Origin of the sequence: Streptomyces sp. GQFP (genome assembly GCF_021545335.1) — a bacterium.
In the GTDB taxonomy this organism is placed as follows: Bacteria; Actinomycetota; Actinomycetes; order Streptomycetales; family Streptomycetaceae; genus Streptomyces.
This window is the reverse complement of the sequence record NZ_CP089312.1, coordinates 2855908-2882411: the sequence shown is the minus strand read 5'-3', so window position 1 is coordinate 2882411 and position 26504 is coordinate 2855908. Positions and strand designations below refer to the sequence as shown.

The 26504-nt window shown below is 65.3% G+C and carries 25 protein-coding genes, 1 tRNA gene and 4 pseudogenes; 19 read left to right on the top strand and 11 right to left on the bottom strand.

All coding sequences use genetic code 11. The features are described 5' to 3' along the window. Positions 1-6: 6 nt before the first annotated feature. The gene (locus LUX31_RS12510; RefSeq protein ID WP_235474850.1) at positions 7-1335 is read right to left on the bottom strand and encodes an ABC transporter substrate-binding protein; all 1329 of its coding nucleotides are present in this window, start codon (positions 1333-1335) and stop codon (positions 7-9) included. 324 nt (positions 1336-1659) lie between these two features. Here LUX31_RS12510 and LUX31_RS12505 point away from each other — a divergent pair, with 324 nt between their 5' ends. The 6 genes from LUX31_RS12505 (at position 1660) to LUX31_RS12480 (ending at position 6070) form a co-directional block, all read left to right on the top strand. After that, entirely contained in the window at positions 1660-2682 is a 1023-nt protein-coding gene (locus tag LUX31_RS12505; protein WP_235474849.1) for a hydroxyacid dehydrogenase, read from the top strand. 185 nt (positions 2683-2867) lie between these two features. Beyond that, the gene (locus LUX31_RS12500) at positions 2868-4028 is read left to right on the top strand and encodes a LacI family DNA-binding transcriptional regulator (RefSeq protein ID WP_235474848.1); all 1161 of its coding nucleotides are present in this window, start codon (positions 2868-2870) and stop codon (positions 4026-4028) included. Positions 4029-4060: 32 nt separating this feature from the next. After that, positions 4061-4195 (top strand): cytochrome P450, encoded by a 135-nt coding sequence (locus LUX31_RS12495; RefSeq protein ID WP_235474847.1) that lies wholly within the window; start codon positions 4061-4063, stop codon positions 4193-4195. Positions 4196-4343: 148 nt separating this feature from the next. After that, positions 4344-4634, top strand: coding sequence for a hypothetical protein (locus LUX31_RS12490; RefSeq protein WP_235474846.1), 291 nt, complete (start codon positions 4344-4346; stop codon positions 4632-4634). Positions 4635-4772: 138 nt separating this feature from the next. Then, on the top strand, positions 4773-5567 hold the full coding sequence (locus LUX31_RS12485) for a DUF1963 domain-containing protein (RefSeq protein WP_235474845.1): 795 nt from the start codon (positions 4773-4775) through the stop codon (positions 5565-5567). A 242-nt stretch (positions 5568-5809) separates the two neighbouring features. Continuing rightward, positions 5810-6070: an MmyB family transcriptional regulator gene (locus LUX31_RS12480; protein WP_268828256.1), complete on the top strand. Its 261-nt coding sequence runs from the start codon at positions 5810-5812 to the stop codon at positions 6068-6070. Positions 6071-6083: 13 nt separating this feature from the next. On the opposite strand, the gene LUX31_RS12475 is transcribed toward LUX31_RS12480, so the two are convergent. Then, on the bottom strand, positions 6084-7025 hold the full coding sequence (locus LUX31_RS12475) for a serine protein kinase RIO (RefSeq protein WP_235474843.1): 942 nt from the start codon (positions 7023-7025) through the stop codon (positions 6084-6086). Between the two features lie 606 nt (positions 7026-7631). On the opposite strand from LUX31_RS12475, the gene LUX31_RS12470 reads away from it, so the two are divergent. Next, a complete protein-coding gene (locus LUX31_RS12470) occupies positions 7632-8096 on the top strand; it encodes a transposase (protein WP_235479897.1) in 465 nt (154 codons plus the stop codon). Positions 8097-8496: 400 nt separating this feature from the next. On the opposite strand, the gene LUX31_RS12465 is transcribed toward LUX31_RS12470, so the two are convergent. Continuing rightward, a complete protein-coding gene (locus tag LUX31_RS12465; protein WP_235474842.1) occupies positions 8497-9750 on the bottom strand; it encodes an IS256 family transposase in 1254 nt (417 codons plus the stop codon). 130 nt (positions 9751-9880) lie between these two features. On the opposite strand from LUX31_RS12465, the pseudogene LUX31_RS12460 reads away from it, so the two are divergent. Further along, positions 9881-10849, top strand: a pseudogene (locus tag LUX31_RS12460) (aldehyde dehydrogenase family protein); the annotation flags it as partial. A 39-nt stretch (positions 10850-10888) separates the two neighbouring features. Here LUX31_RS12460 and LUX31_RS12455 read toward each other — a convergent pair. Together LUX31_RS12455 and LUX31_RS12450 are read right to left on the bottom strand one after the other, a co-directional pair. Continuing rightward, positions 10889-11737, bottom strand: a complete 849-nt coding sequence (locus tag LUX31_RS12455) for an EamA family transporter (protein WP_235479896.1) — start codon at positions 11735-11737, stop codon at positions 10889-10891. Then, positions 11730-12275: a MarR family winged helix-turn-helix transcriptional regulator gene (locus tag LUX31_RS12450; RefSeq protein WP_235474841.1), complete on the bottom strand. Its 546-nt coding sequence runs from the start codon at positions 12273-12275 to the stop codon at positions 11730-11732. The genes LUX31_RS12455 and LUX31_RS12450 overlap by 8 nt, the downstream gene beginning before the upstream one ends. A 360-nt stretch (positions 12276-12635) precedes the next feature. Here LUX31_RS12450 and LUX31_RS12445 point away from each other — a divergent pair. Continuing rightward, positions 12636-12890: pseudogene (locus LUX31_RS12445) on the top strand (iron-containing redox enzyme family protein); the annotation flags it as partial. 347 nt (positions 12891-13237) lie between these two features. On the opposite strand, the gene LUX31_RS12440 reads toward LUX31_RS12445, so the two are convergent. Beyond that, positions 13238-13334 (bottom strand) — tRNA-OTHER (locus tag LUX31_RS12440). An 82-nt stretch (positions 13335-13416) separates the two neighbouring features. On the opposite strand from LUX31_RS12440, the gene LUX31_RS12435 reads away from it, so the two are divergent. Then, entirely contained in the window at positions 13417-14343 is a 927-nt protein-coding gene (locus tag LUX31_RS12435; RefSeq protein ID WP_268828255.1) for a phosphotransferase family protein, read from the top strand. Between the two features lie 7 nt (positions 14344-14350). On the opposite strand, the pseudogene LUX31_RS12430 reads toward LUX31_RS12435, so the two are convergent. The 3 genes and pseudogenes from LUX31_RS12430 to LUX31_RS12420 form a co-directional block, all read right to left on the bottom strand. Then, positions 14351-14698 (bottom strand): annotated as a pseudogene (locus LUX31_RS12430) (regulator); the annotation flags it as partial. Between the two features lie 21 nt (positions 14699-14719). Beyond that, a protein-coding gene (locus LUX31_RS12425) for an IS5 family transposase (RefSeq protein ID WP_235474839.1) occupies positions 14720-15594 on the bottom strand; the annotation gives its coding sequence in 2 pieces (ribosomal slippage) (positions 14720-15247 and positions 15250-15594; 873 coding nt in all). Between the two features lie 44 nt (positions 15595-15638). After that, positions 15639-16544 (bottom strand): annotated as a pseudogene (locus tag LUX31_RS12420) (hypothetical protein); the annotation flags it as partial. A 398-nt stretch (positions 16545-16942) separates the two neighbouring features. Here LUX31_RS12420 and LUX31_RS12415 point away from each other — a divergent pair. The 6 genes from LUX31_RS12415 to LUX31_RS12390 all read left to right on the top strand — a co-directional run bounded on the left by LUX31_RS12415 (position 16943) and on the right by LUX31_RS12390 (position 23795). Further along, on the top strand, positions 16943-17494 hold the full coding sequence (locus LUX31_RS12415; protein WP_328285726.1) for a bifunctional DNA primase/polymerase: 552 nt from the start codon (positions 16943-16945) through the stop codon (positions 17492-17494). Continuing rightward, positions 17484-17786 carry a hypothetical protein gene (locus LUX31_RS12410; RefSeq protein WP_235474837.1) on the top strand — a complete coding sequence of 101 codons (303 nt, stop codon included), beginning with the start codon at positions 17484-17486 and terminating at the stop codon, positions 17784-17786. The genes LUX31_RS12415 and LUX31_RS12410 overlap by 11 nt, the downstream gene beginning before the upstream one ends. A 13-nt stretch (positions 17787-17799) precedes the next feature. Continuing rightward, a complete protein-coding gene (locus LUX31_RS12405) occupies positions 17800-18123 on the top strand; it encodes a hypothetical protein (RefSeq protein WP_235474836.1) in 324 nt (107 codons plus the stop codon). A gap of 1112 nt (positions 18124-19235) precedes the next feature. Continuing rightward, positions 19236-19478 carry a hypothetical protein gene (locus tag LUX31_RS12400; protein ID WP_235474835.1) on the top strand — a complete coding sequence of 81 codons (243 nt, stop codon included), beginning with the start codon at positions 19236-19238 and terminating at the stop codon, positions 19476-19478. 412 nt (positions 19479-19890) lie between these two features. Next, complete coding sequence (locus LUX31_RS12395; protein ID WP_235474834.1) at positions 19891-21075, top strand: hypothetical protein; 1185 nt, start codon at positions 19891-19893, stop codon at positions 21073-21075. Positions 21076-21119: 44 nt separating this feature from the next. After that, complete coding sequence (locus LUX31_RS12390; protein WP_235474833.1) at positions 21120-23795, top strand: ATP-binding protein; 2676 nt, start codon at positions 21120-21122, stop codon at positions 23793-23795. A 359-nt stretch (positions 23796-24154) separates the two neighbouring features. Here the strand turns inward: LUX31_RS12390 and LUX31_RS12385 are convergent, their stop codons facing one another. Together LUX31_RS12385 and LUX31_RS12380 are read right to left on the bottom strand one after the other, a co-directional pair. Next, positions 24155-24310, bottom strand: a complete 156-nt coding sequence (locus LUX31_RS12385) for a hypothetical protein (protein WP_235474832.1) — start codon at positions 24308-24310, stop codon at positions 24155-24157. Then, a protein-coding gene (locus LUX31_RS12380) for an IS3 family transposase (RefSeq protein WP_235474831.1) occupies positions 24307-25478 on the bottom strand; the annotation gives its coding sequence in 2 pieces (ribosomal slippage) (positions 24307-25223 and positions 25223-25478; 1173 coding nt in all). Before LUX31_RS12380 ends, LUX31_RS12385 begins: the two co-directional genes overlap by 4 nt. 55 nt (positions 25479-25533) lie before the next feature. On the opposite strand from LUX31_RS12380, the gene LUX31_RS12375 reads away from it, so the two are divergent. Genes LUX31_RS12375 through LUX31_RS12365 form a run of 3 tightly spaced genes read left to right on the top strand, consistent with a single transcriptional unit; the run spans position 25534 to position 26504 of the window. Then, positions 25534-25962 (top strand): hypothetical protein, encoded by a 429-nt coding sequence (locus tag LUX31_RS12375; RefSeq protein WP_235474830.1) that lies wholly within the window; start codon positions 25534-25536, stop codon positions 25960-25962. Positions 25963-25974: 12 nt separating this feature from the next. Continuing rightward, positions 25975-26169 (top strand): hypothetical protein, encoded by a 195-nt coding sequence (locus tag LUX31_RS12370; protein WP_235474829.1) that lies wholly within the window; start codon positions 25975-25977, stop codon positions 26167-26169. Positions 26170-26213: 44 nt separating this feature from the next. Then, positions 26214-26504 (top strand): hypothetical protein, encoded by a 291-nt coding sequence (locus tag LUX31_RS12365; RefSeq protein ID WP_235474828.1) that lies wholly within the window; start codon positions 26214-26216, stop codon positions 26502-26504.

The window sequence follows — 26504 nt, the reverse complement described above, 5'->3', positions numbered from 1 at the left end:
TGTGCCTCAGCCCTTGACGTTGATACCGCGGGACTTCAGATCCTTGACCGTCCACTCCTGCATGTGCGCGAGAAGTTCGGTGACCGTCTGCTTCTTGCCGACCACCTGGCCCCACTGGCTCTGCAGCTCGGAGAACATCGCGGTCCAGTCGGGGCCGAAGGTCCAGTCGGTGGTCACGGTCGACAGGCTGTCCTTCACGATCTGCTGCGCCGGCTGGTAGTTGGAGCCGAGCAGCTTCTCGGAGATCGCCTCGGGGATGTAGGACTCGCTGTCGGCCAGCGCGGGCATCACACCGCTGCCGGTCTCCGGGCTCGCCATCGTCTTGACCGCGCCGGTGTCGGTGGACATCCACAACGCGGCCTCGGCCGCCTGCTCCTGGTGCTCGCACTGCTTCGACACCAGCGTCAGGTTCCCGCTCTGGTTGGTCCCGGCCGGCGTCTTCGCGGCCTCGCCCTTGTACGTCGGCCACGGCGCGAGCGCCCACTTGCCGAAGGAGTCGGTGAAGTTCTGCACCATCCCGGACATCTGCCAGGTGGAGATCTGCCGGGTCGCGGTGCCGCCCTTGTCGAAGTTGCGCTGCACGGCCGCGTAGTCGGCGAAGGACAGCTTCGAGTTGAGGTCGTTGTCGATGATGTCCTGGATCACCTTCGCGGCCTTGAGGCTGCCCGCGTCCTGGAAGTCCACCTTCCAGGCGTCGCCGTCGATGGCGTACCAGTGGGCGCCCGCCTGCATGGCCAGCACCTCCAGGGTGCTGGGGTCCTCACCGGCGTAGTTGGTGATCTTGATGCCGTGCTTCTTCAGCTCCTTGCCCGCCGCGATGAAGTCGTCCCAGGTCGCCGGGGCCTTGAGGCCGTACTTCGCGAAGATGTCCGTACGGTAGATCGTGAACGCCGGTGCGGAGGCGGTCGGTACGCCGTAGGTCTTGCCCTGCACCTGGCCGACGGCCCACGCGCCCGGGTTGAACTTGTCCTTGCTCGACTCGACGTACTTCGTGATGTCGGCCAGCGCGCCCTGCGCGACCCAACTCGTCACGTACTCACCGGTGTTCTGCAGCAGACAGGGCGCGTTCTCGGCCTTGACCGCGTTGCTCAGCTGCTTCTGCATCGTCAACTGGTCGGTCACCTTGGTGTACTTCAGCTGGATGTCCTTGTGGGAGGCGTTGAACGCCTTGACGACCGCCTCCTGGCCGTTGGCCCAGCCCCAGAAGTCGAGGGTGACCGGACCGGAGGACCCCGAGGCGTCGTCACCTGAACCGGACCCGCCGCAGGCGGAGACGGTGAGCGCGAGAGCGCAGACGACTCCGGCGAGGGCGGGGCGCCTGAATCTGACGGACATGAGCGTGCTCCTTAGGTAGCACCAGGTATCGCCGGGTGTCGCCGCGAGGCGCAGGAATGTAACCGTTTGCCGTGCTGGACGGTAGGCCCGGGTGCAGTCGAGAAGCAAGAGGTCGTCCGATTTCTGTTTCACGCACCTTGCCGTCGGGTTACGAACTGGCATGGTTGACCTGGGGTTTCCTCTTCCGTACCAGTTCTGGAGAGTGGCGGTCGCGTGATCACATCCCCGTCGGGGGCATTGACCGACTCGGAGAGCCGGTCCTAGCTTGGAATACGTTTACATCCCGCACCGGTGGTGCGTGTCCCACCCCGAACCTGGAGTCCCATGCCCGCCGTGCCCGCACCACGTCTCCCGGTCGCCCTGTTCGCGATGGACCCGGTGCACCTGCCCGAACTCTTCCCGCCCGCCCTGATGGAACGGCTGCGGGAACTGGTGCGGATCGACCCCACGCTGGTCGTCCAGGACTTCACCGACCCGGGCGCCGCCGCCGCGCTGGCCGAGACGGAGGTGCTGATCACCGGCTGGGGCTGCCCGCACATCGGCGCCGACGCCCTGGCCGCCGCACCCCGGCTGCACACCGTCCTGCACGCCGCGGGCAGCGTCCGCAGCCTGCTCGGCGACGCCGTCTGGGAGCGCGGGCTCACCGTCTCCAGCGCGGTACAGGCCAACGCCCTCCCGGTGGCCGAGTACACCCTGGCCGCCGTACTCCTCGCCGGCAAGGACGCGTTCGGCCTGCGCGAACGCTTCCGCCGCGAGCGGGTCTACCCGGCACCGGCCGACTACGCGCGCGTGGGCAACCTCGGCCGGCGGGTCGGCGTGATCGGGGCCTCACGGGTGGGCCGCCGGGTACTGGAACTACTGCGCCCGTTCGAACTGACAGCGACGCTGTACGACCCGTACGTGGACGCGGAGGAGGCCCGGTCGCTGGGCGCTCAGTCGTTGTCCCTGGAGGAGCTGCTGCGCACCAGCGACATCGTGACCCTGCACGCTCCGGACATCCCGGAGACGTACCGCATGCTCGACCGCGAGCGCCTCGCGCTGATCCCGGACGGCGGAGTCCTGATCAACACGTCCCGGGGTGCCCTGGTGGACCACGACGCGCTGGCTGGGGAGTTGGTCTCCGGGCGGCTGGGCGCGGTGCTCGACGTCACCGAACCGGAGCCGCTGCCTGCGGGGTCCCCGCTGTACGACCTGCCGAACGTGTTCCTGACCCCGCACATCGCCGGGTCCCTGGGCAATGAACTCGCGCGTCTCGGGCGGACGGTGGTGGACGAGCTGGAGCTGCTCGGCACGGGGGTGCCGCTCGGGCATCGGGTGCGGCAGAGCGATCTGGCGAGGAGTGCGTAGGTGTGGGGCGGGGGGTCCACTCGGCGGTTGAGCGGCGTGAGCGGCGTGAGCGGCGTGAGCGGTGTGAGCGGTGTGAGCGGTGTGAGCGGTGTGAGCGGTGCGGGGTGTAATCGTTTCCATCAGGAGGGGAGGGAGTTGCTGCACAGCCACCGGTCGGCACACCGGCGATGCAGTAACGTCGGAACGTGACGGAGAACGGAACCGAAGCCCGGAAATCGGGCCCTCGCGCCACATCGGGCAAGCGCAGACGGAACGGGGCCGACGGCGACCGGCCCAGCACGATCCGCGATGTCGCGGCCAAGGCGGGCGTCTCGGTGGCAACCGTTTCCAGGGCCCTGGCCGGCAGCCACCCCGTCTCCGTCGCCACCCGGGCCCGCGTGATGGCGGCCGTCGAGTCCCTGCACTACGTGGTGAACGTCCACGCCAAGGCACTGTCCGGCGGGGTCGCAGGCCCGGTCGCCCTCGTCATGGACCAGATCATCGGCCCGTCGTTCGCCGATGTCGCCTCCGGAGTCGAGCAGGAGGCCGCCGCCCGGGGCCGGCTGAGCCTCGTCTGCACGACCCACGGCGACCAGAACCGCGAGCACGACCTGGTCCAGCTGATGCGGGAGCAGCACGCGGCGGCGGTGATCCTCGTGGGCGGCGCGATCCTGGACGAGGCGTACCACGCACGCATGGCCGAGTACGCCAGGGCGCTGGACGCGGTCGGTTCCCGCCTGGTGCTGTGCGGACGCCCGCCGCTGCCCGGCGACCTGCCGGTGACAGTGGTGGAGTACGACAACAGGGGCGGCGCCTTCCAGGCGGGCGACCACCTGCTCAGCGCGGGCCACCAGCGCATCCTCTACCTGGGCGGCGACCCCGCGATGAGCACGGCCGAACAGCGCCGGGCGGGCTACCTCCAGGCGTTGCGCGCCCACGGGGTGCCGTACGCCGAGGAGTTGGACATCCCGGGGACGTACACCCGCGCCTCGGGGTACGACCGGATGCGGGACGCGCTGAAGGCGGGCCTGGAGTTCACGGCGGTCTTCGCGGGCACGGACATGGTGGCCACCGGCGTACTGGCGGCACTGCGCGAGTCGGGGCTCGACGTCCCCGGGGACATCTCGATCATGGGCTTCGACGACGTGCCCTTCGCGGCCGACCTGTCGACGTCACTGACCACGCTCCGGGTGCCTTACGAAGACCTGGGGCGCACCGCGGTACGGCTGGCGCTGGACGGGGAACGGCGGACGGCCGGGGGCGATCACGTGATCCTGGGGACGCAGTTGGTGATCCGACAGTCGGTACGGGCGCCGGGGGAGGGGCGGGCGGGGCGGGCCACGCGGGGGCGGAGAGGCCGGGGGTGACGGGGTGATGGGGGGCCGTTTGAGGGGCCAGAATGCAGGTGGAGACAGCGGTACCCGTCCTCCTGAGCCGCTTCCCCCACCTGTCGCTGGCGGCCCCGCCGACCTACCGGGACCAGCTGGTGACACGCGGTTTCGCCCGGATGGAGGTGACGCTCGGTACGACCTGACTCCGAAACCGGGCGGGACAGCGGCGACCAGCGGCAAGATGAGCCCATGACAAAACTGCCCGCACGGTCGGATGGATGTGCCACCTCTGGCGATGGATGCGCCACCTCTGGTTCTGGCTCGGTGCTGTCGCTGTGGTCACAGGACTCCGTGTTGTCGATCGGCTCGGTGGGGTCGGTGCTGTCCGTGGGGTCGGTCGGTTCGGCCCTGTCGATCGGCTCGATCGGAAGCGCGCTGTCCGTCGGCTCGATCGGTTCCTCCCTGTCGCTGATCTCGACCGGGTCGTGGCTGAGCATGGGTTCGCTGTTCTCCGCACAGTCGCGGTGGTCGGTACTGTCCTGGCGTGCCAACCGGGGCTTCCTGACCGCGGGAGCGGTAGGGGCGGCGGCCGGCGGCGCCCTGCTGGTGGCCCAGATGCTGCACAAGTCCCGAACGGACTGACGCGGCAGGGCTGTTGGCGAACCGCATGGCACATTCCCCCATGACACATTCCCCCATGACCCATTGCCGCATGACACGTTCTCGCGTGACACGTTGCCGCATGACGCGTTGTCAGTGGCCCATGGCACGATCCGGGGCATGACATCGATCGACGAAGCACTCCTTCTCAAGACGGCGGCCGAGTACGGCGTTCCCGGCCCCGTCGCACGGGAGTTGCTGGCCCAGACCCGGCCGTGCGTCTACCTGGTGGAGCACCGGGAACTGCCCGCGTCCCGGCAGGAGAACGCCCGCCCCGCCGCACGAACAGGCGGGCTCCCCGCACTGCCGGACGGGGTGGACTGGCCCGAAGGGCGATCGCCGCTCGTCCTGAGTGTCGACTGCGCGGCCTTGCCCCAGGACGTCCTGGACATCGAACTGCCCACTGACGGCCACCTGTTGATCTTCTCGGAGATCTCGTACGAGCCCGACTCGGCCGCGGTGCTCCATGTCCCCGCCGGAGCACACACGACGGAGCGCGCCGCGACGTACGAATGGGAGGGCGAGCCCATGCAGACCACGGTCTACGAACCACGCGCCCTGTACGCCGTGCCGGGACTGAGCCTCGACGGTGACTGGGAAGGGGGCCCGGAGACCGAGGCGTTCCTGGAGGGCGACGACGGGGAGGGTGAGGGAGCCGGGGAGACGCTGGAGCGATTCGAGGAAGCCGTACTCGACCTGGCCTACGGCGGACAACACCCCGGCGTCTGCGTACAGATCGGCGGATACTCCGACCCGTGGGACATGGCCCCGGACGAGGGCGAACTCGTACTCTTCGCGCAACTGGCCGGGCAGGCGATCGACTACGACGTATGCACCATGAACCTGATCGTGGGCACCCGGGAGGACATAGCCGCCCGACGGTACGACGGCCTCCAGTTCGAGCAGCAGACCTGATCCGGGTTCGGGCCGACTGTACTTCGGTGGGGTACCGGCGCTCACTCCTGGACGGAGGCCATGCCCATCGGCGCGTAGCGGAACTGTGCACCATGTCCGCCGACTACTTCACCCGCCTGGAATGCGGCGAGGCGACGGCCCGCAACCGTCGGAGCAGACGATCGCGGCGATCGCCCGCGGCCTACGCCTGACCCCCGACCAGCCCGCGACCACCTGTTCCTGCTCGCGGGCCGGCATCAAACCTGGCGGACCTCCTCCGACGCACCAGCGAGGAGTTCGCCCGCTTGCGGGAGCGCCACGAGGTGGGCCGCCGCTGGAGCGAAACGAAACGCTTCATCCACCCCCAGGCAGGCGAACCGGCCCTCTACTGCCAACTCCTACCGGACCCGGACCAGGGCCAGTCCCTCCTCATATTCACGGCGACCCCAGGCACAGAAAGCCAAGAAAAACTCGCCCTGCTGACAGTCCTGGGCACGGACCACTTCGCCACCCCGTCGGAGTGAAGCCGGTTACCGGTTAGAAGGCGTGTGCCATCAACTCCGCGAACAGCGCGTGTTCGTCGACATCGAGGCCGCGTGAGCGGAACCAGCCGCAGATGTTGGCGCAGTCGCGCTGGAGGAAGGTCATCCCGTTGAGGTTGCCGACCAGGTCGACGATCTGCGGCAGGTCGATGACGACCAGCCGCTCGCCCGCGGCCAGGATGTTGTACGCCGAGAGGTCGCCGTGCACGACGCCGTTCTGGACCATCGTCGCGAGCGCATCGGTGAGCTGCTCGAAGTAAGCCACCAACAGCTCGGGCGAGGGCCGGGTCTGGGCGAGCCGGGGTGCGGTCTGGACGGAGCCCTCCTCGTCGACGACGGTGATCCACTCCATCAGGATCTCGGTGCCGTCGATCTGGACCGGGTAGGGAACCGGCAGCCCAAGCTCCCAGAACCGCACCAGCGCACCCCACTCGGACACCGCCCACTCACCGGCCGCGACCTGCCGGCCGAAGGTGCTCTTCCGCTTGACGGCCCGCTCGTCACGTGACCGCTTCATCGAGCGGCCCTCGGTGTAGGACGCGGAGCGATGGAAGGACCGGTGCTCAGGAGAGCGGTACCGCTTGGCCGCCATGACCACACCGGCGTCGGGGTCGCGCGGATCGACGCGCTCGACGAGGTGAACGTCGGCCTCCTTGCCGGTCTTGAGGACACCGAGCTCGGTGTCGATCGCCCCCTGCGAGGTCACCACCCAGTCCGGGAGCGGCTCGGGGCCCCGGCAGAGGGGCTCGACACTGAGCCAGGTCGACCAGCGCTGGCCGTCCCCGAGATCGTCATAGGGACGGAAGTCGAAGACGAACCGTTCGTCGACGTCACCAAGCCCGTCCGGCGGGGGGACGCGATGACGGTAGGCGTCGGTGCTGAAGTCGTCAGGAAATACCGGGTGTTGAGGATGCTGCGAGAGATTGTCGTGAGACATCGCTGGAGGTGCTCCATGGGGTACGAGGGAGGCGGTCTACGGGCAGACCAAGGACAGTCGTGATCACGGTCACGCCTCCTCTCGTGGAGCACCGGCCAGTTCCCGGTGGTCCGCCCATGCTGAGGCACGGCCACGGGAAGCGGCAACCGAATAAAGCCGACCCGCGTCGAGCGTCCCCAGCAGTGCCGTAGGCGTCAGGCTTGCTCACCCGTACCGGGCACGTCCCGGCCCTCCTCGGGCTGACGTTGGCCGGACGTTGCCGGCCAGGACCCGCAGTGGGCGAGAGGGCCCCGACGCCCGCCAGAAGCGGGATAGAGACTCGTACTTCCCGCAGCAGGACGGCAACGGCGGCATTGACGAGTTGCATCGCGACGTCCGGGACGGCCACTCCTGCCGCACCGGGCTTCCTGCTAGTACTCCAGCAGTACTTCGTGGCTTGACCTGGGGAAACGTCGAGCGGTCGGAGTGTAGCGGGCGGGAAGTCGTCACGGACGGCTTCTGTCCGCACGCCCCTCGAAGGAGTGCCCCCGATGGCAAGGCCGCCCCGGGCCTGGGAAGCCTCGGGTCGTGATCACCGAACAGGCAGCTGAGACCTGGGACCGCGACCTGGACCACCTCTTCACCACCATCGGGCGCCACTTCGGCCGTGTCGAACCACGCCGCCGCATGCGGGACTACGTGCGCGCACTGCTCGCCCCGGTAGCCCGCAAAAACAGCTGGCAGCTCGCCGAACACGCCGGCCACTTAACCCCCGACGGCCTGCAGCACCTGCTCTCCCGAGCCCGCTGGAACCCCGACGACATCCGCGACGACCTGCAGACCTACGTCGCCGAACACCTCGGCCGCCCCGACGGTGTACTGATCATCGACGACACCGGGTTCCTGAAGAAGGGCACTACATCCGCCGGAGTCCAAAGGCAGTACTCCGGCACTTCCGGGGCCCGTATTTCAATAAGTGCTCGGCAGAGGGGTGTTGGTGGGAGTCTGAGATATGACCCCGTGTCTGTCAGGCCGTGTTGCCGCTCGTGCTCTGTGGGCCAAGTTCGATCAGATCCTGCCGCACCTCGATGAGCGCCGCCGTCGGTTGTACCTGGCCAGTGAGGCGGCGCCGGTCCCGCCCTGATTCTGTTGCTGTCGGGCCTGCTCGCTATGGAAGATCAGGCCGGTGACGTCCTCCTTGACGCCGAAACGGTGTGAGCTCGTGCAGCACGCCGTCGAGGCGGATGGATGTAACCGCCGTATCCGGATCGAGGACAGGAGGGCCCGGCGGAGGGAGTTCCGAGGGGTAGGTGCTGGGTTGACGCTCCCGTTCTGGGAGCCGTTCTCCGGACCGGTGCTTCCACACGTGAGAGCCCTGTGTTCGATATTCGGCTTCAGTGCATGGACTCCACCATGTAGTTCGAATTGGGCAGTGTGATCGCCCGATTGGCGAAGGAGTAATTGTCAATATCTGTGGATCAGTTGAGGTTGTTCAGGCCGCGTGAGGCTCGGGTCGTTCGACGAGGTGGCCGCGTTCGAAGCGGGCTCCGGCCCGGACGAGGGCGACGAGGTGGGGCGCGTTCACGGCCCGCCACCGAGCCTGCGCGGACTCGATCAGCTTGAAGACCATGGCCAGGGCCGCGGCGCGGCTGCCGGCGCCCTTGGTGACCTTGGTCCGGAGCCGCACGGTGGCGAAGGTCGACTCGATCGGGTTGGTGGTCCGCAGATGGATCCAGTGCTCCGCGGGAAAGTCGAAGAACGCCAGCAGCTCGTCCTCGTCGTCCGTGATCCGCTTGACGACCTTGGGATATTTCGCCTGGTAGGCCCGCTCGAAGTCGCGGACGGCCTTGGCCGCATGCTCCTTGTCCTCGGCGTTGTAGATCTCCTGGACCGCGCGCTTGGCCGCGGGCTGGGCCGACTTCGGCAGCGCGTCCAGAACGTTGGCGGTCTTGTGCACCCAGCACCGCTGATGACGAGTGTCGGGGAAGACCTCGTTCAACGCGTTCCAGAAGCCCAGCGCCCCGTCGCCGACGGCCAGGACCGGGGCCCGCATGCCCCGGCGGGCGCAGTCCCGCAGCAGCCCCGCCCATGCCTCGGACGACTCGCGGTAGCCGTCCGTCATCGCGATCAGCTCCTTCGTGCCGTCCGCCCGCACTCCCATCAGCACCAGAACGGCGGCCTTCGCCTCCTCCAGGCGGATCCGCAGGTGCACGCCGTCGGCCCAGGCGTAGACGTAGTCAGTGGCGGACAGATCACGGTCCTGGAAGGCAGTGTGGTCGGTCTGCCACTGGGTGGTCAGCCGCGTCACCGTTGCGGGCGAGAGGCCGGCCGAGGAACCCAGGAACTGTTCGAGCGCGGGCACGAAGTCGCCGGTGGACAGGCCATGGAGGTAGAGCAGCGGCAGCACCTCGCTGATCTTCGGGGACTTGCGGCACCAGGGCGGCAGGATCGCCGAGGAGAACCGCTTGCGCTCGCCCGACTGCTCGTCGACGCGCATGTCGTTCACGCGCGGGACATTGACCTCCACCGTCCCGGCCGCCGTGGTGACCTTCCTGGGTTGATGGTGGCCGTTACGTACGACCAGACGCCGGCCCGACTCGTCTCTCTCGTCCGCCAATTCGGCTATGTAGGTGTCGACTTCGGCCTCCAGCGCGGCGGCCAGCATGCGCCGTGCACCTTCGCGGACGATCTCGTCAATCAGGGAGCCATTCGGGGTGGTGCCATCGGCGTTGACTACGCTGAGCACGGGCGTGCCTTCCCGACCGACGTTCGCAGCGTCGGCCTACTCGGTGACCTTCAATCAATCACTCGGGAAGGTACGCCCTTCGCGCGCCAACCCGAGGCCGATCCACAGGTCTTGAGCATTGCTCCCTGATATGATGATGGCCGTGTGGAAGTTCGCTCCCGCCGTGGCGGCGGGCAACACAGTGGTACTGAAGCCATCCGACACCACACCTCTGACGACGTTGATGCTCGCTGAACTGGCCGCCGAGTTCCTGCCCGACGGCGTGTTCAACGTCATCTGCGGCTCCCGGGAGACAGGGCGCCGACTCGTCCGGCATCCTGTGCCGGCCATGGTGTCGGTCACCGGAAGCGTCCGCGCCGGGACCGAGGTCGCCGGGACCGCTGCCGCAGATGTCAAACGCCTGCACCTGGAGCTGGGCGGCAAAGCACCGGTCGTGGTCGCCGCCGACGCCGATCTGGACCAGGCGGCCCAGGGCATCGCCCAGGCGGCCCTCTTCAACGCCGGACAGGACTGCGCGTCGGCCTGCCGCGTCATCGTGGACCAGTCCGTGCACGACGAGTTCGTGGCAGCGCTCACACGGGAAGCCAAAGGTCTCACCACCGGTCCCCCCGACGACCCGACCGTCTTCTTCGGCCCACTGAACAGTGCCGCGCAGCTCTCCAGGGTCCAGAAACACCTCCGGGACCTCCCCGCGCACGCCCAGGTGATCACAGGGGACGGGAGCCTGCCGGATCGGGGCTACTTCCATCAGCCGACCGTGGTGACGGGCCTGCGACAGGAGGACCGGGCCATCCAGGAGGAGATCTTCGGTCCGGTCATCACCGTCCAGCCGTCGAGCGGCGACGAAGAAGCCCTCCGCCTCGCCAACGGTGTGCGCTACGGTCTCGCCTCCTCGGTCTGGACGCGGGATCACCAACGCGCGATGACCATGGCCCGGAGGATCGACGCGGGCTGTGTCTGGATCAACTGTCACATCCCTGTCGCCGCTGAGATGCCGCACGGCGGGTTCAAGCACTCCGGCTACGGCAAGGACCTCTCGTCGTACAGCCTGGAGGACTACACCCGCATCAAGCACGTCATGACCTACCTCGGGTCGTAGACGCATCCGCCGGCCCCTGGTGAAAGAGGGCCGGCGGGTTCAGCGCAGCGCGATGAGCCCGACGGCGAGCGCCGCACAGACCAGGCCGGCGGTCTGACGGCGGTTCAGGCGCTCCTTCAGGAGCATTAGGGCGAGGAGGACGGGAATGGCGGGGTAGAGGGCGGAGAGCACGGTGGCGATGGCTATGAGCTGCTGCCTGGTGGCCTCCAGGTACAGCACGATCGCGAGGGTGCCCAGGGCACCGGCCGCCACCGTGGCCGCCCATGACCGTCCCGTCAGCCTCCAGCCGGCGCCGTAGGATCCCAGGACCACGGCGATGACCGCGACGGAGACCACCCGGCTCAACACCACCGGCCACAAGCCGCTGTCCCTGCCCACCTGTGCCATGGCCAAAAACTGCACGCCGAACCCCACGCCGGCGATCAGGGCACTGGGCACCCCCACCGACACCGCCCCGTGCTGCTTGTCGTCGGGACCCGGCGAACTCTGCGAGACCAGCCACAGCGCCGGAAGGACAGCGGCGATCCCCACCCACGCGGGAAGCGCCGGGCGTTCCCCGAGGAAACACACCCCGACCAGGACCGGAAGAGCCACGGCCCCGACATCGCTGACCGGGACGACCACGCTCATCGCCCCCTGCGACATCGCCCGGTACAGGAAGGCCACACCCACTCCTGTACCCACCCCGGACAGAGCCCCCCACCCGTAGTCCGCGAGCGTGGCGGATCCGGCGTTGAGGAACAGGGCCAGGAGCAACCCCAGTGCGGTGCCGCCCAGTTGGGCGTGGAGTGCCACGGTCAGCCCGTTGTGTCTGCGCGCGACCAGGCCGTTGACGAAGTGCGTGACGCCGAAACACAGAGCGGACAGCAGAGCGAGCAGTTCACCCATGGTCACGCTCGTGGCTCACTCGGTGGTCCCGGTCCGCCTGGCCCACCGGGCAGGCCGCACCGTCGCGGACACAGACATTCCGGTCGCACAGCCGGCAGATGCGTTCGGCGTCCCCGGGCCGCCCGTAGAGGCCCGTCAGAAGCTTGCTCATCAACTGGCCCAGCTGCTCCTGCTCGTGGTCGTCGAGGTGCTGCAGGACCTGCCGCAGCACGTCGCCCCGGGAGGCGAGGAGGCCGTGTGCCGCCTGCACGCCCCGATCGGTGAGCTGGAGGCGGACCCACCCTCTCCAGGTGGCCTCTCTGCGTACCAGTCCCTGTTTGTCCAGGCCCTCGACCATGCGGGCCGCCGCAGACTGGCTCAGTCCCACCCGCCGCCCCAGCTCGGTCACGCTCAGGCCGGAATCCGTGGACAACACCACCAGCGCGGCAGCCCCGCTCGAACTGGTGCCGGCCGCTCCAGTCGCCCCGGACACGATCACGTCACTGAGAGCCAGCGAGGCCGCCCCCAGCAGATTCGCCGTACGGAACTCATCATGCATGACTCATGCGTAGCCCCGTTGACGTGCTGCAAACCTCATTCATGGCTGCCACGACACGTCGCACAGGCTCGGGCCGACAGTGCGCATGAACACCCAACCCGAAGGCGGCGTCGGCGAACTGGCGCGTGATCGTGCCGCCGTCCCGGAGCACGCCGAAACTCGACACGACCGCGTCCCTCGGCTCGACTCGTCGTCAGTCGCCTGTCCTCGGGCGCGGGCGATCGCCGTGCGTTCGTGCTGTCACCGCCTCCGGACAGGTGCGGGCTGCGACCGTGGTGTTGGACGTCGGGCGGGATGCGACGCACCGGCGCCGGACCGGCCGCCGAGCACATCTACGACGAGCACGTCGACCGACGCCGTGAGTTCGGCGGAGGCCGCGCGGACCGCGTGCACGCCCGCCTGTTCGCCGATCTCATGACCGACCTCGACCCGGACACCGCCTACGGCCGCTATCTCGACGCGACCGGCCCCGAAGCCCTCGCCACCGTGAACCTGATGTCCCTCTTCGGCCTGCACCGCGCCCTGCGCGGAGCCCTGGTCGGAGCCCTGGTCGGACATTTCGCCACCGCCGAGATCACCTCGTCCCCGGGTTCACGTCGCCGCGCCCAGGCCATTTGCCTGTGTCGGACGACGATCGACAGCCCTCGGAGCTGAAGGTGCAACGACCCACCAGACCGTTTGTGTTTCTGTGTGCTCTTCGGCACATTCAGGCAGGTCACACGGGGTTTTCGAGCGGAAGTGGCGTCAGTGGCCGAGGCACGCGGCACGGTCGGTATTTGGCGGCATGTAGGGCCAACGTGCCTTTGGTAAATGGCGTTTGAGGTGCGGAAACGCACCCGAAGGAGAGCGCGGACTCGGTTGCGTCGCTCGAAAAGAGCAACGGTTAAAAGACTGTGTGCGTTTTGACGTGAACGCAAAAACTCCCGACCTGTATTTCTGCAGGTCAGGAGTTTTTCCCGGAGTGCCCCCGGCAGGATTCGAACCTGCGCACACGGCTCCGGAGCCCAGGTGAGGCCGTGACTCTTTTGATGCTCTGACCTGTGGGGGAGTGGCAGGAGCAGCCCCGGCTGAGCAAGGTCATTACGTCCCTATTACGTGGGCGGCCTGTCGAGCGGAGGGACGGCGCCGTATGGTCGAAGACATGATCTCGGGCAGCGGCGGAGACCAGGACGGCGGCACGGAGTTCACGGCGGAGAGCCTTGGGGCTGTCCTGCGCGACGCATGCAGGACGGCCGGACTGGACCCGGACGGCGCCGAGTTGCTGAGGCTCGGCTCCAACGCCGTGTACCGCTTATCGGCGTCGCCGGTCATCGTCCGCGTTGCTCGTGACCCTGATGCCCTGGAGGAGATGGAACGGGCCGTGCGGGTCGCGCGCTGGCTGGAGGCGGAAGACCTCCCGGCCACGCGAGTGCCGGCCGGAGTCACGCAACCGCTGGTGATCGGCGGCAGGGTCGTGACGTTCTGGGAGAGCGTGCAGGAGCACGAGGAGTACGCGACGGTGGGGGAGCTGGCCGACCTGCTCCGTCGGCTGCACTGGCTCGAAGAGCCTGAGTCCCTGAGGCTTCCGTACTTCGATCCCTTCGCGAAGCTCTGGGCATCGCTGGGGCAGATGGACGGCGTCACGGAGGAAGACCGCACGTTCCTGGAGGAACGAGCCGGGAAGCTCAACAAGGACTATGACCGGCTCGACTTCGTGCTTCCCTTCGGCATGATCCACGGGGACGCGAACATAGGCAACGTGCTCCGTCACCGGGACGGTCACGCCGTTCTGATCGACCTCGACGGCTTCGCGCTGGCCCCGCGTGAGTGGGACCTGATCCTGACTGCCATGTTCTACGAGCGGTACGGCTGGCACCCGCGGGCGCAGTACGAGGAGTTCGTCCACCAGTACGGCTTCGACCTGCTGAACTGGCCGGGTTACGAAGTGCTGGCTGATCTGCGCGAGTTGATGATGGTCGTCTGGCTCGGGCACCAGGTCGGCACGAGTGAGAAATCCGCGACGGAGTTCAAGCGGCGTGTGCGGTCGTTGCGTACCGGTATCGGTCGCAAGGACTGGGCACCATTCTGACGCTGCGTCAGCGTATGTCGCGTGAGCTGGCAGCGACCCACAATCGGTGTTCGCTGGCTTGATCCTGGAAATCCCGTACGACGCCGCTGTCTCCGGCACGTGAGAGGTGTTGGCGGAACTCCGCGAGGTAGCTAACGCAACGCGCCGACTTGAGCTGTTCGCCGAGATCCAGCGCGTCAAGCGCCACGAGGCAGGCTTCTTCCAGGTCACCCGCGCGTAGGTGAGCGTCGGCGAGAACCATCGTTGCGAAGAAATCACTCCGGACATGGTGGCCGCTCATGGCGTTCGACGCGTGCGTGACGGATTGGCGGGCGCTGTTGACGTCACGGAAGCAGTGGGCGGCTTCGGCGGCTAGGGCGTGTTTCGAAAGTGCTGGTCACAGCCACTCGTTGATGGCTGCGACCAGCACGGTCGCCTCGTAGCGGACGGCGAGCTTGTCGTACCTCGTCGCCACCGCACGGTGGCGCTTGAGGCGATTGATCCCGCACTCCACCGCGTGGCGCTCTTTGTAGTCGGCCGCGTCGAACTTCGGTGGCCGGCCGCCGTGGGATCCGCGCTTCTTGCGGTGGGCGATCTGGTCCCGTTTCTCCGGGATCGTGCAGCGGATACCGCGCCTGCGCAGGTAGGCGCGGTTCGCGCGGGAGCCGTACGCCTTGTCGGCACGAACCTTGTCCGGTCGGGTGCGCGGGCGGCCCGGCCCGAGCCGGGGCACCCTGATACGGCCCAGGACCACCTGGAACTGTGGGGAGTCACCGCGCTGCCCGGCCGTGATCACCAGCGACATCGGCTTCTGGGCCTGCTCGACCGCCAGGTGGAGCTTGGTCGTCAGCCCGCCCCGGGAGCGTCCGAGCCCGTGGTCGTCAGGCTCGGTGAACACACCACCTGGCGGCTCGACTTGCAGATCCCCTTTTTGCGGGCACCCGCCGCATGCTGGTGGGCGCGGGCGATGGTCGAGTCCACCGAGACGTCCCAGGTGATCAGCCCCTCGGCCTCGGCCCGGGCCTGCAGCTGCTCGAAGATGCGGTGCCAGGTGCCGTCCCGCTGCCAACGCCGAAACAGTCCGTACACCGTCTCCCATGGGCCGTACCGCTCGGGCACGTCCCGCCACGGAGCACCAGCGCGGGTGCGCCAGCGTATGCCGTCTATCAGCTGTCGCTTGGTGTGCACCGGTGGCCGTCCGGACTTCTTCCCAGCGGGAAGCAGGGGCTCTAGCTTCGCCCACTGCGCATGCGTCAGATCGTGCCTCCCCATGAAGTGGATCTTGACACATCAAGATCCACTTCTGAAACACGCCCTAGTTCCGCCTCGTCGAAGTAGCTGATCCACTCGGGCTCGTCGTCGCTGTTCCGGCTCTCCAGAGCCTGTGTCGCCGCTGCGAGTGCGAGTTCGCACGCGCGGGTGTCTCCGGTACGGGCCAGAGCGCGGGCCTCCATGGCACGGAACTGCGCGCGCAGGGTCGGTGTGGCCACCTGCGAGATGCCCATGAGCGCCGCTCGGGCGAGCGTGGCGCCTTCCGTGTAGCGGCCGAGAAACGTGGCCTGGTGACTCATGGCGGACAGGACGCTCCCGGCGAGACGGCGATCGTTGGCGTCCTGGGCGAGCCGGAGGGCCTGGAGGAAGTACCGCTGTGCGAGACCGTGATGGCAGGTGTCGTACGACATCCACCCGGCGAGGAGTGTTGCCTCAGCGACAGTGGAGAACAAGGCGCGTCCAACGGCCTCCGTGTACTGGCCGTTCAGCAACGGGGTGACATCGCGGCTGAGGTACTGGATCACGGCGAGCCGTGCGTGATCCCCTCCGAATCGGTCATCGAGCTGCGCGAACACGTCGGCTGTCGTCTTGATCGTCGCCACATCGCCGAGACCGACGTGTGGGCCGTCATCACGTCGTACGGCTGGGAAGGAGGGCTCGGGGGCGACAAGCCACCGTAAGGATGCCTCGTTCCAAGCGGGTTCCGATGGCTCGACCTCGAACAACGGCTCGTAACCGTTGAGATCGGCACGCCACAGCCTCCCGACGGTCTCGATCGCGGCATCAGGACTGGCCGGATAGCCGGCCTCCAGCAAGGTCAAGTCCTCCCCGCCGGAACGGCTCAGCCCCAGTTCTGCGGCACCGGTACCGAAGGCCTCGGCGAGAAGTGGCCCGTAGAACTCGTCCGGAACGCTGTGGCCGTTCTCCCAACTCGCGATGCGCCGCTTCACGCTGGCGTCCGCCGGGAGCTGGTGCCCACGTCGGGCGGCTATCTGACGCAACTCCCGTACGAGGCGGGGCTGACTCCAGCCCCGGGCGATACGGGCTTCGCGTAAGCGGACACCGATCGACTGCATCGGAAACGTGCCCCTTCCTTCCCACTCGTGTGCCGTGCGGCAAGGCAGTCCCACAGATGAATGTACGCGTCGGTGGTCGTCGGGTACGCGCTGTAGTCGAATTCCATTCTGGCGACTGTGAGGTGACGGGGGATGACGCGTACATTCCGGCGACGTCATCCCCTGTCACCAATCGTCATCTGCCCAGGTCAGGGGCCATGGGTCGAGTCTGGAACCGCGGCGGCAGAAAGGCTGTCGGCGCGGCCAGACTGAGGTGAGATGACGTGCAGAGGATGACGAGGCGAGGCGTCGAATGGCTGTCCGCTGCTGCTGACGACCCGGAGATGTGCAGGGCACACTGGGCGGACGACCCTCGCGCACCCTGCCTGCTGCCGACGGGGCGTCTTTTCGACGTGGTGACGATCGACTACCGCACCGGCCTGGAGACCTTCGACCAACTCGTACGCCGGGACATGCCGCTCGGCCCGGTCATGGTGGACCACGCGGCCCGGCGGGTTGGCTTCTTCCTCAATTCCCAGTTGCGGGACTGCTTCATCCGCTTCCTGGACAGGGCCAGCGACAACCCGCCCCCGTACAAGTACCTGAGTCAGGGCGCGTTCGTCGTCGTACCCGGCCCGATGCCCATGACGGGCGACCGCTGCCAGTGGCTCCGCGCCCCGGTGCGTCGCCCGGAGGCCAACCCACTGCGTCCGGTCGCCTTGGCGTTCATGCTCGTGGCCGCTGCTGATTTGCTGGAACGGGTTGACCACTACGGCGAGCAGTACCCGAACCCGGCGGCGGCCGCGGCGGAGGAACTGGAGGGGGCGACCGCCAATGAACGGTGAGGGCGAAGAACGCCACGACGTTGCCCACTGGTCGCCCCTGGAAAGTGAGGGATGGTACGCCGCACGAGGCGCCACGACCGCGCTGCGCGACGTGCTGACCGCGGCGGGCCTGGAGAAGGAATTCCCGTACCTGCGGGCGGACTTGAACGCCTTCGGTCATGGGCTGATCGAACTCGGGCGCGTGTCACCGGAAACGGCGGAGCGGCTGGCGGAACTGCTCAAGCGCGCACTGTCATGCCACCCGGGACCGAACGGCGTGTGCAGCGGACCGAGCGACCTACACGAGAGCTGAGAGGTGGGAAGACGTGACGGACCGGCGAGGAGTGATAGCGAAGAGGGCCGAGAACCTGGCGCCCGACGTGCCGTACGTACGTGGCTGGGTTCGCGCGCGGCGCGGGGCCGAAGCGCTGGCGGGACAACTGTCCGCGCTCGGCCTGGAATCGGACTTCCCCGGCCTCAGCGCCGACATGAACGTGTTCGGCGACGGCCTGGTGCGCCTCGGCTCGATCCGACCGGAGGCGGCGGTATTGCTGGCTGAGTTGATCGCCTCGGGATTGGCCGCGGAGATGGCTGACGGCGCGGCCCCGGCGCCAGAGGAACACGGACACCTGGACACCCCAGCGGCCTGACATCCGCCGCCCACAACTCCGGTCCGCTGCGGACAACGTACAGAGGCTCCCCTCCCGCAGCGGACCGGGCTCCAGCCCTGTGCGCCGGCTGCCTCCGCAAAGGCAACCGGCGCATAGGGCTTCGGCATGTCGTTGACCATCTCGTGCAAGGTGGTCGCCTCCGCTGTCCCGGCCGGGCTGCGGCGCTGGGGCGCCGGTCCCGGCCGGGACAGCGGAGGCGACCACCCAAGGCGTATGCCTTTTGCTCGACAGGGACTGTCTGCACGCTCAGCTTGGGAAGCTGTGGCACTTTGGGGCTGGTTGGGACGCTGACCTGGGTGAACGGTTGGGCTGCTGCCTCTGCGGACGGGGCTGCTTTCACCGTGGTTCCCCGTGGTTCCCCGTTGGATCTGGTGCGGTTGTGGTACGGGCGCCCGAGCTTCGTTTTCTGGGGGCCACCACTCCCAGCCCAACCGCGATGACGGCTGGCGCAAGGCTCAATAGGTCGGACATGACCACGACCGGGAACGAGGCGTCCAGGGCTCGGGGCAGCTTGCCCAGTGCTGCCACACCGATGACAAGGGGTACCCACACTCTGAAGAAGCGGAAGCGGAGGGCATCTGCTCCCAGACGTACCCGTTCTTGCTCCACGAGGCGCCAGTATGCAGCGGCTACGACAAAGAGGGCTCCTATGCCCACGACGCCCCAGGTCAGTGCTGCCACGGTTCCCCCACTACGCCGCACGTGCCGCGAAGCTCATCGCAGGCCCTCCACCCGATGGTGTTTTGGCCGAGAACCGCACTTTCATGGGCCTCGGCCGACGAAAGTCAGCCCCGGTGGCGGGGCAGCCAACCGACGCGGCGCGCGTGTGCTTCGCTGCACTCCCACAGGCCTCCGCCACGCTGCCGAGTTCCGTCGACCAGAGTAAGCCGCGACGGCAGATCCGTGCGGAGAACTCCGGGGCTGCCCGGCTCCCAGGGCTGCGCGGATCTCGGCACGCATTCGACTGCGGGGCGGACGGGGCGGTCGGTGCCCGAATCAACGCAATCCAACCTGGACATGCAGGGGTTACAAGAGGTGGCAGAGGCATAGGCGGCATGGGGTCAGGCAGTTGCCGATCCCCACTTGGTCCCGTGCGCAGCGATGTCGAAACGATGCGCGACAAGGAGTTATGTGTCCGCCTTCAGGAGGTCGTCAGTCGACTCGATCTGTGGGAGTACGAGCCTGAAATGCTTGTCGCCGAAGCCGACGAGCAGCGGTCCTTGGTGGCCTCGTTGATCACGTTGTGGCGTGTGCCGGAGCTTGGCCGGACAGGAAGCGCTGCCGGAACTGAACCGGTCCTATCGACGAGCCGAGGAATCAGTAGCGGCATATGAGGAGGATGGCGACTCACTCTGGAGGCGCAAGAGAAGAGCGGTGTGAACAGCCCCAGCGAGAGGGTCCCGTTGATGGCCTTACGTCACTACTGAGCTCTGAGAGACTTTGCATATCTCACCTGCATGGATGTATGTGGAGAAATCGGGTAGTTTATCCCGTACAGGCATACGACACAGGCGGTGCCTGGATCCTGTCTAGAGTTGTGTCACTGTAAGGGGTGCGCTGGTTCTGCACGTCAATCCGTACGACCTGCTCGCCCCGGTCTTTGGCTGTGTGGTGAGCGCAGCAGCTTCGTCCGGCACTGACGCTTGCTAACTAGACGTAACTGCATGTTGACTGGAATGATCGACACTGATTAAATGCCTGCAGCACGCTTAATAGTGCCGCCCAGGCAACACGGAGGAGTGCAGCTTGAGCGCCAGAACGATCCATCCATTCCCGGCTCGGATGGCTCCGGATATCGCCATCGACCACCTCAAAGGTGACACTGCGAGCGGCTCTCTAGCTGTATTGGATCCCATGTGCGGATCGGGCACGGTGTTGGCAGCTGCAACGGCAAACGGACATAGCGCTCAAGGGTTCGATGTGGATCCGCTCGCGGTCTTGATGAGCAAAGTTGCTACCCAGCATGTTGACACGTTGAACATGATCGAAGAAGCAGAACGCGCTGTCTCCATGGCGGAGCGCTCGCGTATCAAGTCTCTGCCTTGGTCCGACGGGGAAACCGTTAAGTTTGCTGAGTATTGGTTTGGTCAGAGTCAACGGACGCAGTTGAACCGAATCTCCAGGGTAATCAATTCCCTCGAAGATGTCTTTGTCAGGCAAGCCCTTCAGATTGCATTGAGTCGAACAATTGTCACCAAATCTCCGAGGGCTTCTCTTGCTGCCGATACGTCACACAGTCGTCCACACAGGGTAATTCTGGAATCCTCGTACGATGTCTTGGGTGGCTTCACTAAATCAGTTAAGGAACTCAAGCGTCTTCTTGACCAGCGAGAAGTTCGAGGTACCGCTCTAGTAGGGCAGGGCGATGCTCGCTCATTGCGACTAGAAAATGAGTCAGTTGATCTAATTATTACATCCCCCCCTTACCTGAATGCCATTGACTATCTGCGCGGTCACAAGCTTTCGCTTATTTGGCTTGGGTACTCTATTCCGGAACTGCGAAAGATTCGCTCCAGTAGTATTGGCGCGGAACGCGCCTTGGGGGAACCGTCCACTGAGCGGGTCGAGGCAATGGTTGATTCAATCAAGCAGTCCGTACCAAATCCGGGTCTATTGCCCATTGCGACAATTACGAGGTATGCGCGAGACTTGTGCATGTTTGGCGACGAGCTGCGTCGCGTTAGTAAGCCCGGCACTAGGGTCATCACGGTGATCGGTAACTCAACTCTGCGTGGAAACTATATCCAGAATGATTCCCTTGTCTGCCGCGCGTACAAGGAGTCTGGTTTTCGGGTGATCGACCAAACTGAAAGAGCTCTACCGGAAAACCGCAGGTATCTTCCGGTGTCATCAGCTAATCCGTCATCCTCGATGACGAAGCGGATGCGCAAAGAGGTAGTCCTGACGGTTGAGCGCCCAAGAGCACGTTAGTTCGCTGGCATACAGGAATCCAAATTGCCCTGGGGGGAATACCTGTGACCGTAGAATCCCAGCAGCCTGATGAGCCTACAGTGAAATCTGTTGAGGCGGAACATCTCGTTCCCGTCTCAGCGCTTATCAGCGGTGGTTCGCTAGTTGACCGTGTTCCCCTTGAGCTCTCGTTCGGCATCATTGAGCGCTTCTCTGAAGGGCTCTATAGCTCTCCCAATAAAGCTTTCGAAGAGTTGATCACCAATTCATATGACGCTGGCGCTAAGCGCGTATGGGTGGCGCTTCCCAATGACCTCGCGGCCCCCGGGGCCGTAGTCGTCGTTGGTGATGACGGTGAGTCGATGGGGCAAAGTGACCTCCATGATCTTTGGAAGATTGGCGAATCAAAGAAAAGGACACAAACGCCACCAGCTGGGCGCAAGAATCCAGTTGGTAAGTTTGGGATCGGTAAACTCGCCACATACGTCCTTGCTCGATCCCTCACCTACTTGGTGTACCAGGGGGGTGTGTATAGGGCTATCACTATGGACTTCTCTATTCTGGAGAATGCACCCGCTGGGCTTCTAAATACAATCGACCTTCAATTGGACATGGTCGAGCTCAATCGAAAAGATGCCATCTTGGCGCTGGGGAATGCCTTCAATTCCTTGGGTGAGAACAATGCGTTTCTTGAGGCGATTCGAGATAACGAGCCGGATCACTGGACAGCAGTAATCCTTACTGACCTGAAGCCTGCCGCTGCAGAAATTGAGCTTGGCAGGCTGAGGTGGATTCTGCGAACCGCCCTGCCGCTGCATCCAGATTTCAAGCTCTACTACAATGCAGAGGACTTGGAGTCAACCAAGGCCGATAAGGAGCGGCTTTGGGATTTTGTGGTCGGCAAGGACGAGGGGCAGCTTCCTGGTCGCGGTAAGGGAAAGAAATCCGAGTGGGCGCAATTGGCGACCTCAGAGATCGAGCTTCCAGATGGTTCTACGGCGAGCGCTCTCCAGTTGCCCCACGCTGGACTTATTGCCGGTAAAGCGATCCTCTTCAAGGATCCCATCAATTCAGGTAAAAGCGAACGGATTGAGAGAAGTCACGGCTTCTTCGTTCGTGTTCGGGGGAGGCTTATCAATCTGGGAGTGGAGGCGGCAGACTTTGATCTAGATGTCGAGCTGCGACATGGAACCTTGAGCCGCTTCTTTATGGAAGTGTGGGCCGACGGGCTCGATGATGGGGTGGCCAGCGCACGAGAAAGTATCAAAGAGTCTCTCGCGCTGGATGAGGTAAAATCTTATCTTAAGGCGGTCTTCAACAGGGCGCGCACAATAGCTCAGGAAAAGGACCGGGACGATAAACTGGGGCGAATCGGAAAAGATAACAGACTGGCTGAGCCTCCCCTGGCGTTGAGCCAGGGGCCGCTACGCCGAATGCTAAGGCGTGCGGCAGAGGGCGATAGCGTCGTTCAGGACAGTCTTGGCATTGTCCCCTCCCAAGAGGAGGACATGGTCAATGCAGTGGAGAGCAAAGACGATCTGGTGGAAAAGATCGTCATGGAACCTCAGCTCTCCAGTGCGCGTTTTGTCTCCTATGATCCGGTCCGGAGAACTGTAGTCCTCAACGAATCGCACCCGTTCGTAGCGAATTATAAAGACGCTAAGAAGGTCGATGAACCTCTTCGCCTCCTGGGCCTCACTGAGCTCCTGACAGAGGCGTACATGCTTGACGAGAACGTGGCTCCAGAAGTCGTTGAGCGTGTTATGCGACGGCGAGATTCATTCCTCAGGGCACTGGTTAAGCGATACCCGAGGTCGGCCACGGTGATTGCTCAGCACCTGAATGATGCACGAAATAGAAAAGATGATCTAGAAGATGCGGTTGCTGATGCCTTTTCTATGCTGGGTTTCCACGTAGTGAAACGTGGAGGCGCAACTCATGGGACGGATGGAATCGCAACTGCTCGACTCGGGCGGCGTCAAGAAAATGCCCAATCATCTAGCTATGCATTTACTTACGATGCGAAGTCGAGTGGTGAATCGGTTGTAATTCACCTCGACGACGACGGCGTTGAGATCCCGATAGAAAACACCTCGAAGGTGGCCAGGATTCGGGCCGACACGGCCAGGACATCTATCCTTCGTGTGCATCGCGAGAGCTTGGCGAAGGATACATCCGTCGAGATTAAGCCTAGCTTTACGGTGGTTGTTGCCCCAGATTTTCAAGGCGCAGAGGATCCTGAGGCTCTGCTGTCCAAAGTCTGCGAGAACGACGATATCGTTCCTATCCGCGTGGCTGACCTGGCAAAGCTAGTCGAGGTATTTCCGTTGCAGGGCTTGTCTCCTGCTTCGATTAGACCACTTTTCGATCTCCGTTCGCCGGCGGACACTGCTAACTGGATTAGGCAACAAGAAGCGAGCGTCTCGGTTCCTCGGCCTCGGATTGATCGACTGGTTCAAGTTCTTGAGAAGTTCAGCGATAAGCCAGTCGCCACTAAGATCCAGCATCTTCATGCCTGGATGATTGCAGACAATTGGACCGGAGCTGAGAGCGAACTAGAGGGCTTGGTTCGAGGTCTGCACGCGCTAGCGCCGGTGTCATTCTTTTATCAGGACGGCTATATTGCCCTGAACGCCTCAATAGAAGCACTGTACTCTGAGATTCGTGCGTCACTGGAGGTGTATGAAGACGGGGGGATGGTTGCTCCGTATCTAGCCTCCATGCCTCAAGCCTCAAGGTGACGCGGTCGTTATGTTGAGGCGCTAACACGTCTCTGTAGAGGTCGGTGGAGCGGCTTTGTGGCGCTGCTTTGGCGTGAGTGATCATTGCCTCGTGTGCTTCCGGCGTGGGTGGTCTGTGGATCTGGCTGTCGAGGCTCGCGCCAAATTGGCTCCGTAAAGCCGTGGAGCCGACCGCCCCAGCCACGACGTACCCCTTCTACACAAGCGGCTGATTGCTATCGAGCACGGCTTGGGCGCCGGCCGGGCTGGAGCGGGGCGGAAGACAGGAGCGCGAGCCCGGCCGGGGGCCGGGCCGCGCGCGGGGAGCGGAGCGAGCCGCCTTGATGACGTAGAGAAGGTCTGAGCCAACAGGGGTTCGGCTACAGCCTGAAGGACAGTTCCAGATCGTCGCCGGGGAGGTGGAACTCCTCCAGGGCCAGCGGCTTGTCTGCCTCTGTGAGTGTCACCCGGATGACGTGCAGGAGCGGGTGAGGGGCCTCGCGTTTTCCGGACAGGTGTCTGACCGTCTGTTTCACGCGGTAATTCGCAACTTCTCGTATTCGGCGTGGACTTCGCGCGGAGGGCGGTAACCCACTGCCGAGTGGAGGCGTTTGCGATTGTACCAGAATTCGATGTAGCGAGTGATGTCCTGCCGGGCGGCCTCGCGGGTCAGGTAAGTCACCCTTGATGCACGCTCGTTCTTCAGGGCGCCGAAGAATGATTCGGCCATGGCATTGTCGAAACAGATCCCGGTGCGGCCGGAAGATCTGCGGAGTCCGTACCGGTCGAGCGTCTTCCCGAACTCGGCTGACATGTAGTTGCTTCCGCGGTCGGAGTGAAATATCGCGCCGGCCGAGAGGTTCCTGTTGCGTGCCGCGTTGTGGATCGCCCTGGATATCAGTGGGGTTTGGTAGTGGTCGTCCATTGCGTAACCGATGACTTCCTTCGTGCAGCAGTCGATGACCGTTGCGAGGTACAGCCAGCCTTCCCCGGTCGAGATGTAGGTGATGTCGCCGACGAGTTTTTCGCCGGGCGCATCCGCGGTGAAGTTGCGCCCGACGAGGTCCGGCACCTGGCCGGCCGCGGCCTTGGTGAGGCTGAACCTCTTCGGCTGCGGCTGGCAGGGCTCAAGGCCCAGCTCGCGCATGAGCCGGCGGACGAGCTCCAGTCCCGCGGTGACGCCCCAGCGGTGCAGCTGGGCCTGGATGCGCCGGTGTCCGTAGGTGCCGTCGGACATGTCGAAGGCTTTCTCGACGAGCAGTTTCAATTCTTCGCGCCGCTGGGTCGTCGCGGATTCCGGGCGGGATCGCCAGTCGTAGTAGCCGGATCTAGATACGCCGAGTCGGCCGCACATGAACTCGACGCTGTATGCGTACTCCTCGGTGTCGAGCCGCATCTCGTCGATGAACTCGTACTTGCTTGCTACCGGGGATCCTTCGCGAAGTACGCTGCGGCTTTTTTCAGGAAGGTAACTTCCATCTCCAGCTCGCGGTTGCGTCGTTCGAGTTCCTTCAGGCGCGCCCGCTCGGTTACCGTCAGTTCGGCGTCGGGAGCCGGTTCCTGCTGCTTCTTGACCCAGCCGCGTAGTGTCTCCGGGTTCAGCTCAAGCTCCCGGGCGACTTCGGAGATCGTCTTGCTTGACCTCAACGCGATCTGGACGGCTTCCTCGCGGAACTCCGGCGAGTACTTACTGGGTGGCGCCACTTCTTCCTCGTTTCCTGTTCAGGACAACCCTATTGGGTCCCCGTCCGGAAACTTCGTGGCCCCTCAGTTCCTCGTCGCGAGCCGGAACGAGAAAGACGAAGCGCACGCGGCCGGTACGGCGTTGATCCGGCTCGCCCAACTCGGCGCGGCGCTCGGGGTGTTCCTCGTCGTGGCCGGCCAGCGAGTCGGCTCCGACCTGGGGCCTGGCGTCACGGCGCTGCGTGCCCAACTCGGCGGACGCGTGTGCCACCGGGTGGCCGACCCCGGTACCGCGGAAATGGCGCTCGGAGACCTCAACCCCGACGCGCTCAAAGCCGCACAAGCCATCACCCCGGAACAGGCAGGTACGGCCGTACTGGCCTCGGGCGACGGCTGGGAACGTGCTCGCTCCCACCTCATCACCGAGACGGACGCCGAGGCCATCGCGGCTGAGTACGCGCACCTCGCCCCGGTCCTGCCCGAACTGCTCACCGAGGCCAAGTGAAGGGGAACTGCCGTGCTGGTGTCCATGTCGGCCGTACTGCTGCTCGGCCTGTTGATCTGGTTCCTGCTCCGCATCCGCTACCTGCGGTGGGCGGACGCACTGCTCTGCGGAACCTTCGGCTTCCTGCTGGCAACGACCTTGGCAGCGCCGGTGGTTCGAACGGTCCTCGTCGCGGTCGGCGGGTTCCTCGGCCAACTCCGCTTCTGAAGCGACTTCCCCCGATGACCGAACAACAGAGAGGTGGGCGAGCCATGCCCAAGTACGAAATCCGCTCCGGTGACCGGGCCGAGTTCATCGCCGGTCTGCGCGAGCTGGCGGACTTCCTCACCGCCAACCCCAGTGTCTTCGTACCGCGCTGCGCGTCCTTCGGCGTCTTCGTCGACGCAGCCGACTCCACCGCTCGCAGGGAGGGCGCGGAGCACGTCGCCGCACCACTCGGCGTTCCGGTGGACGACATCGGCGAGGGCTACTACGACGCACGCCGCATCTTCGGGCCGATCGCGTACAGCGTGATCGCGATACCGCCCGAGGAGCGCCAGTGA

Excerpts from the sequence above, each read along its gene's own strand:
- LUX31_RS12510 (WP_235474850.1), bottom strand. The coding sequence starts at position 1,335 with ATGTCCGTCAGATTCAGGCGCCCCGCCCTCGCCGGAGTCGTCTGCGCT.
- LUX31_RS12505 (WP_235474849.1), top strand. The coding sequence starts at position 1,660 with ATGCCCGCCGTGCCCGCACCACGTCTCCCGGTCGCCCTGTTCGCGATG.
- LUX31_RS12495 (WP_235474847.1), top strand. The coding sequence starts at position 4,061 with ATGCAGGTGGAGACAGCGGTACCCGTCCTCCTGAGCCGCTTCCCCCAC.
- LUX31_RS12485 (WP_235474845.1), top strand. The coding sequence starts at position 4,773 with ATGACATCGATCGACGAAGCACTCCTTCTCAAGACGGCGGCCGAGTAC.
- LUX31_RS12475 (WP_235474843.1), bottom strand. The coding sequence starts at position 7,025 with ATGTCTCACGACAATCTCTCGCAGCATCCTCAACACCCGGTATTTCCT.
- LUX31_RS12455 (WP_235479896.1), bottom strand. The coding sequence starts at position 11,737 with ATGGGTGAACTGCTCGCTCTGCTGTCCGCTCTGTGTTTCGGCGTCACG.
- LUX31_RS12450 (WP_235474841.1), bottom strand. The coding sequence starts at position 12,275 with ATGCATGATGAGTTCCGTACGGCGAATCTGCTGGGGGCGGCCTCGCTG.
- LUX31_RS12435 (WP_268828255.1), top strand. The coding sequence starts at position 13,417 with ATGATCTCGGGCAGCGGCGGAGACCAGGACGGCGGCACGGAGTTCACG.
- LUX31_RS12415 (WP_328285726.1), top strand. The coding sequence starts at position 16,943 with ATGACGAGGCGAGGCGTCGAATGGCTGTCCGCTGCTGCTGACGACCCG.
- LUX31_RS12410 (WP_235474837.1), top strand. The coding sequence starts at position 17,484 with ATGAACGGTGAGGGCGAAGAACGCCACGACGTTGCCCACTGGTCGCCC.
- LUX31_RS12365 (WP_235474828.1), top strand. The coding sequence starts at position 26,214 with ATGCCCAAGTACGAAATCCGCTCCGGTGACCGGGCCGAGTTCATCGCC.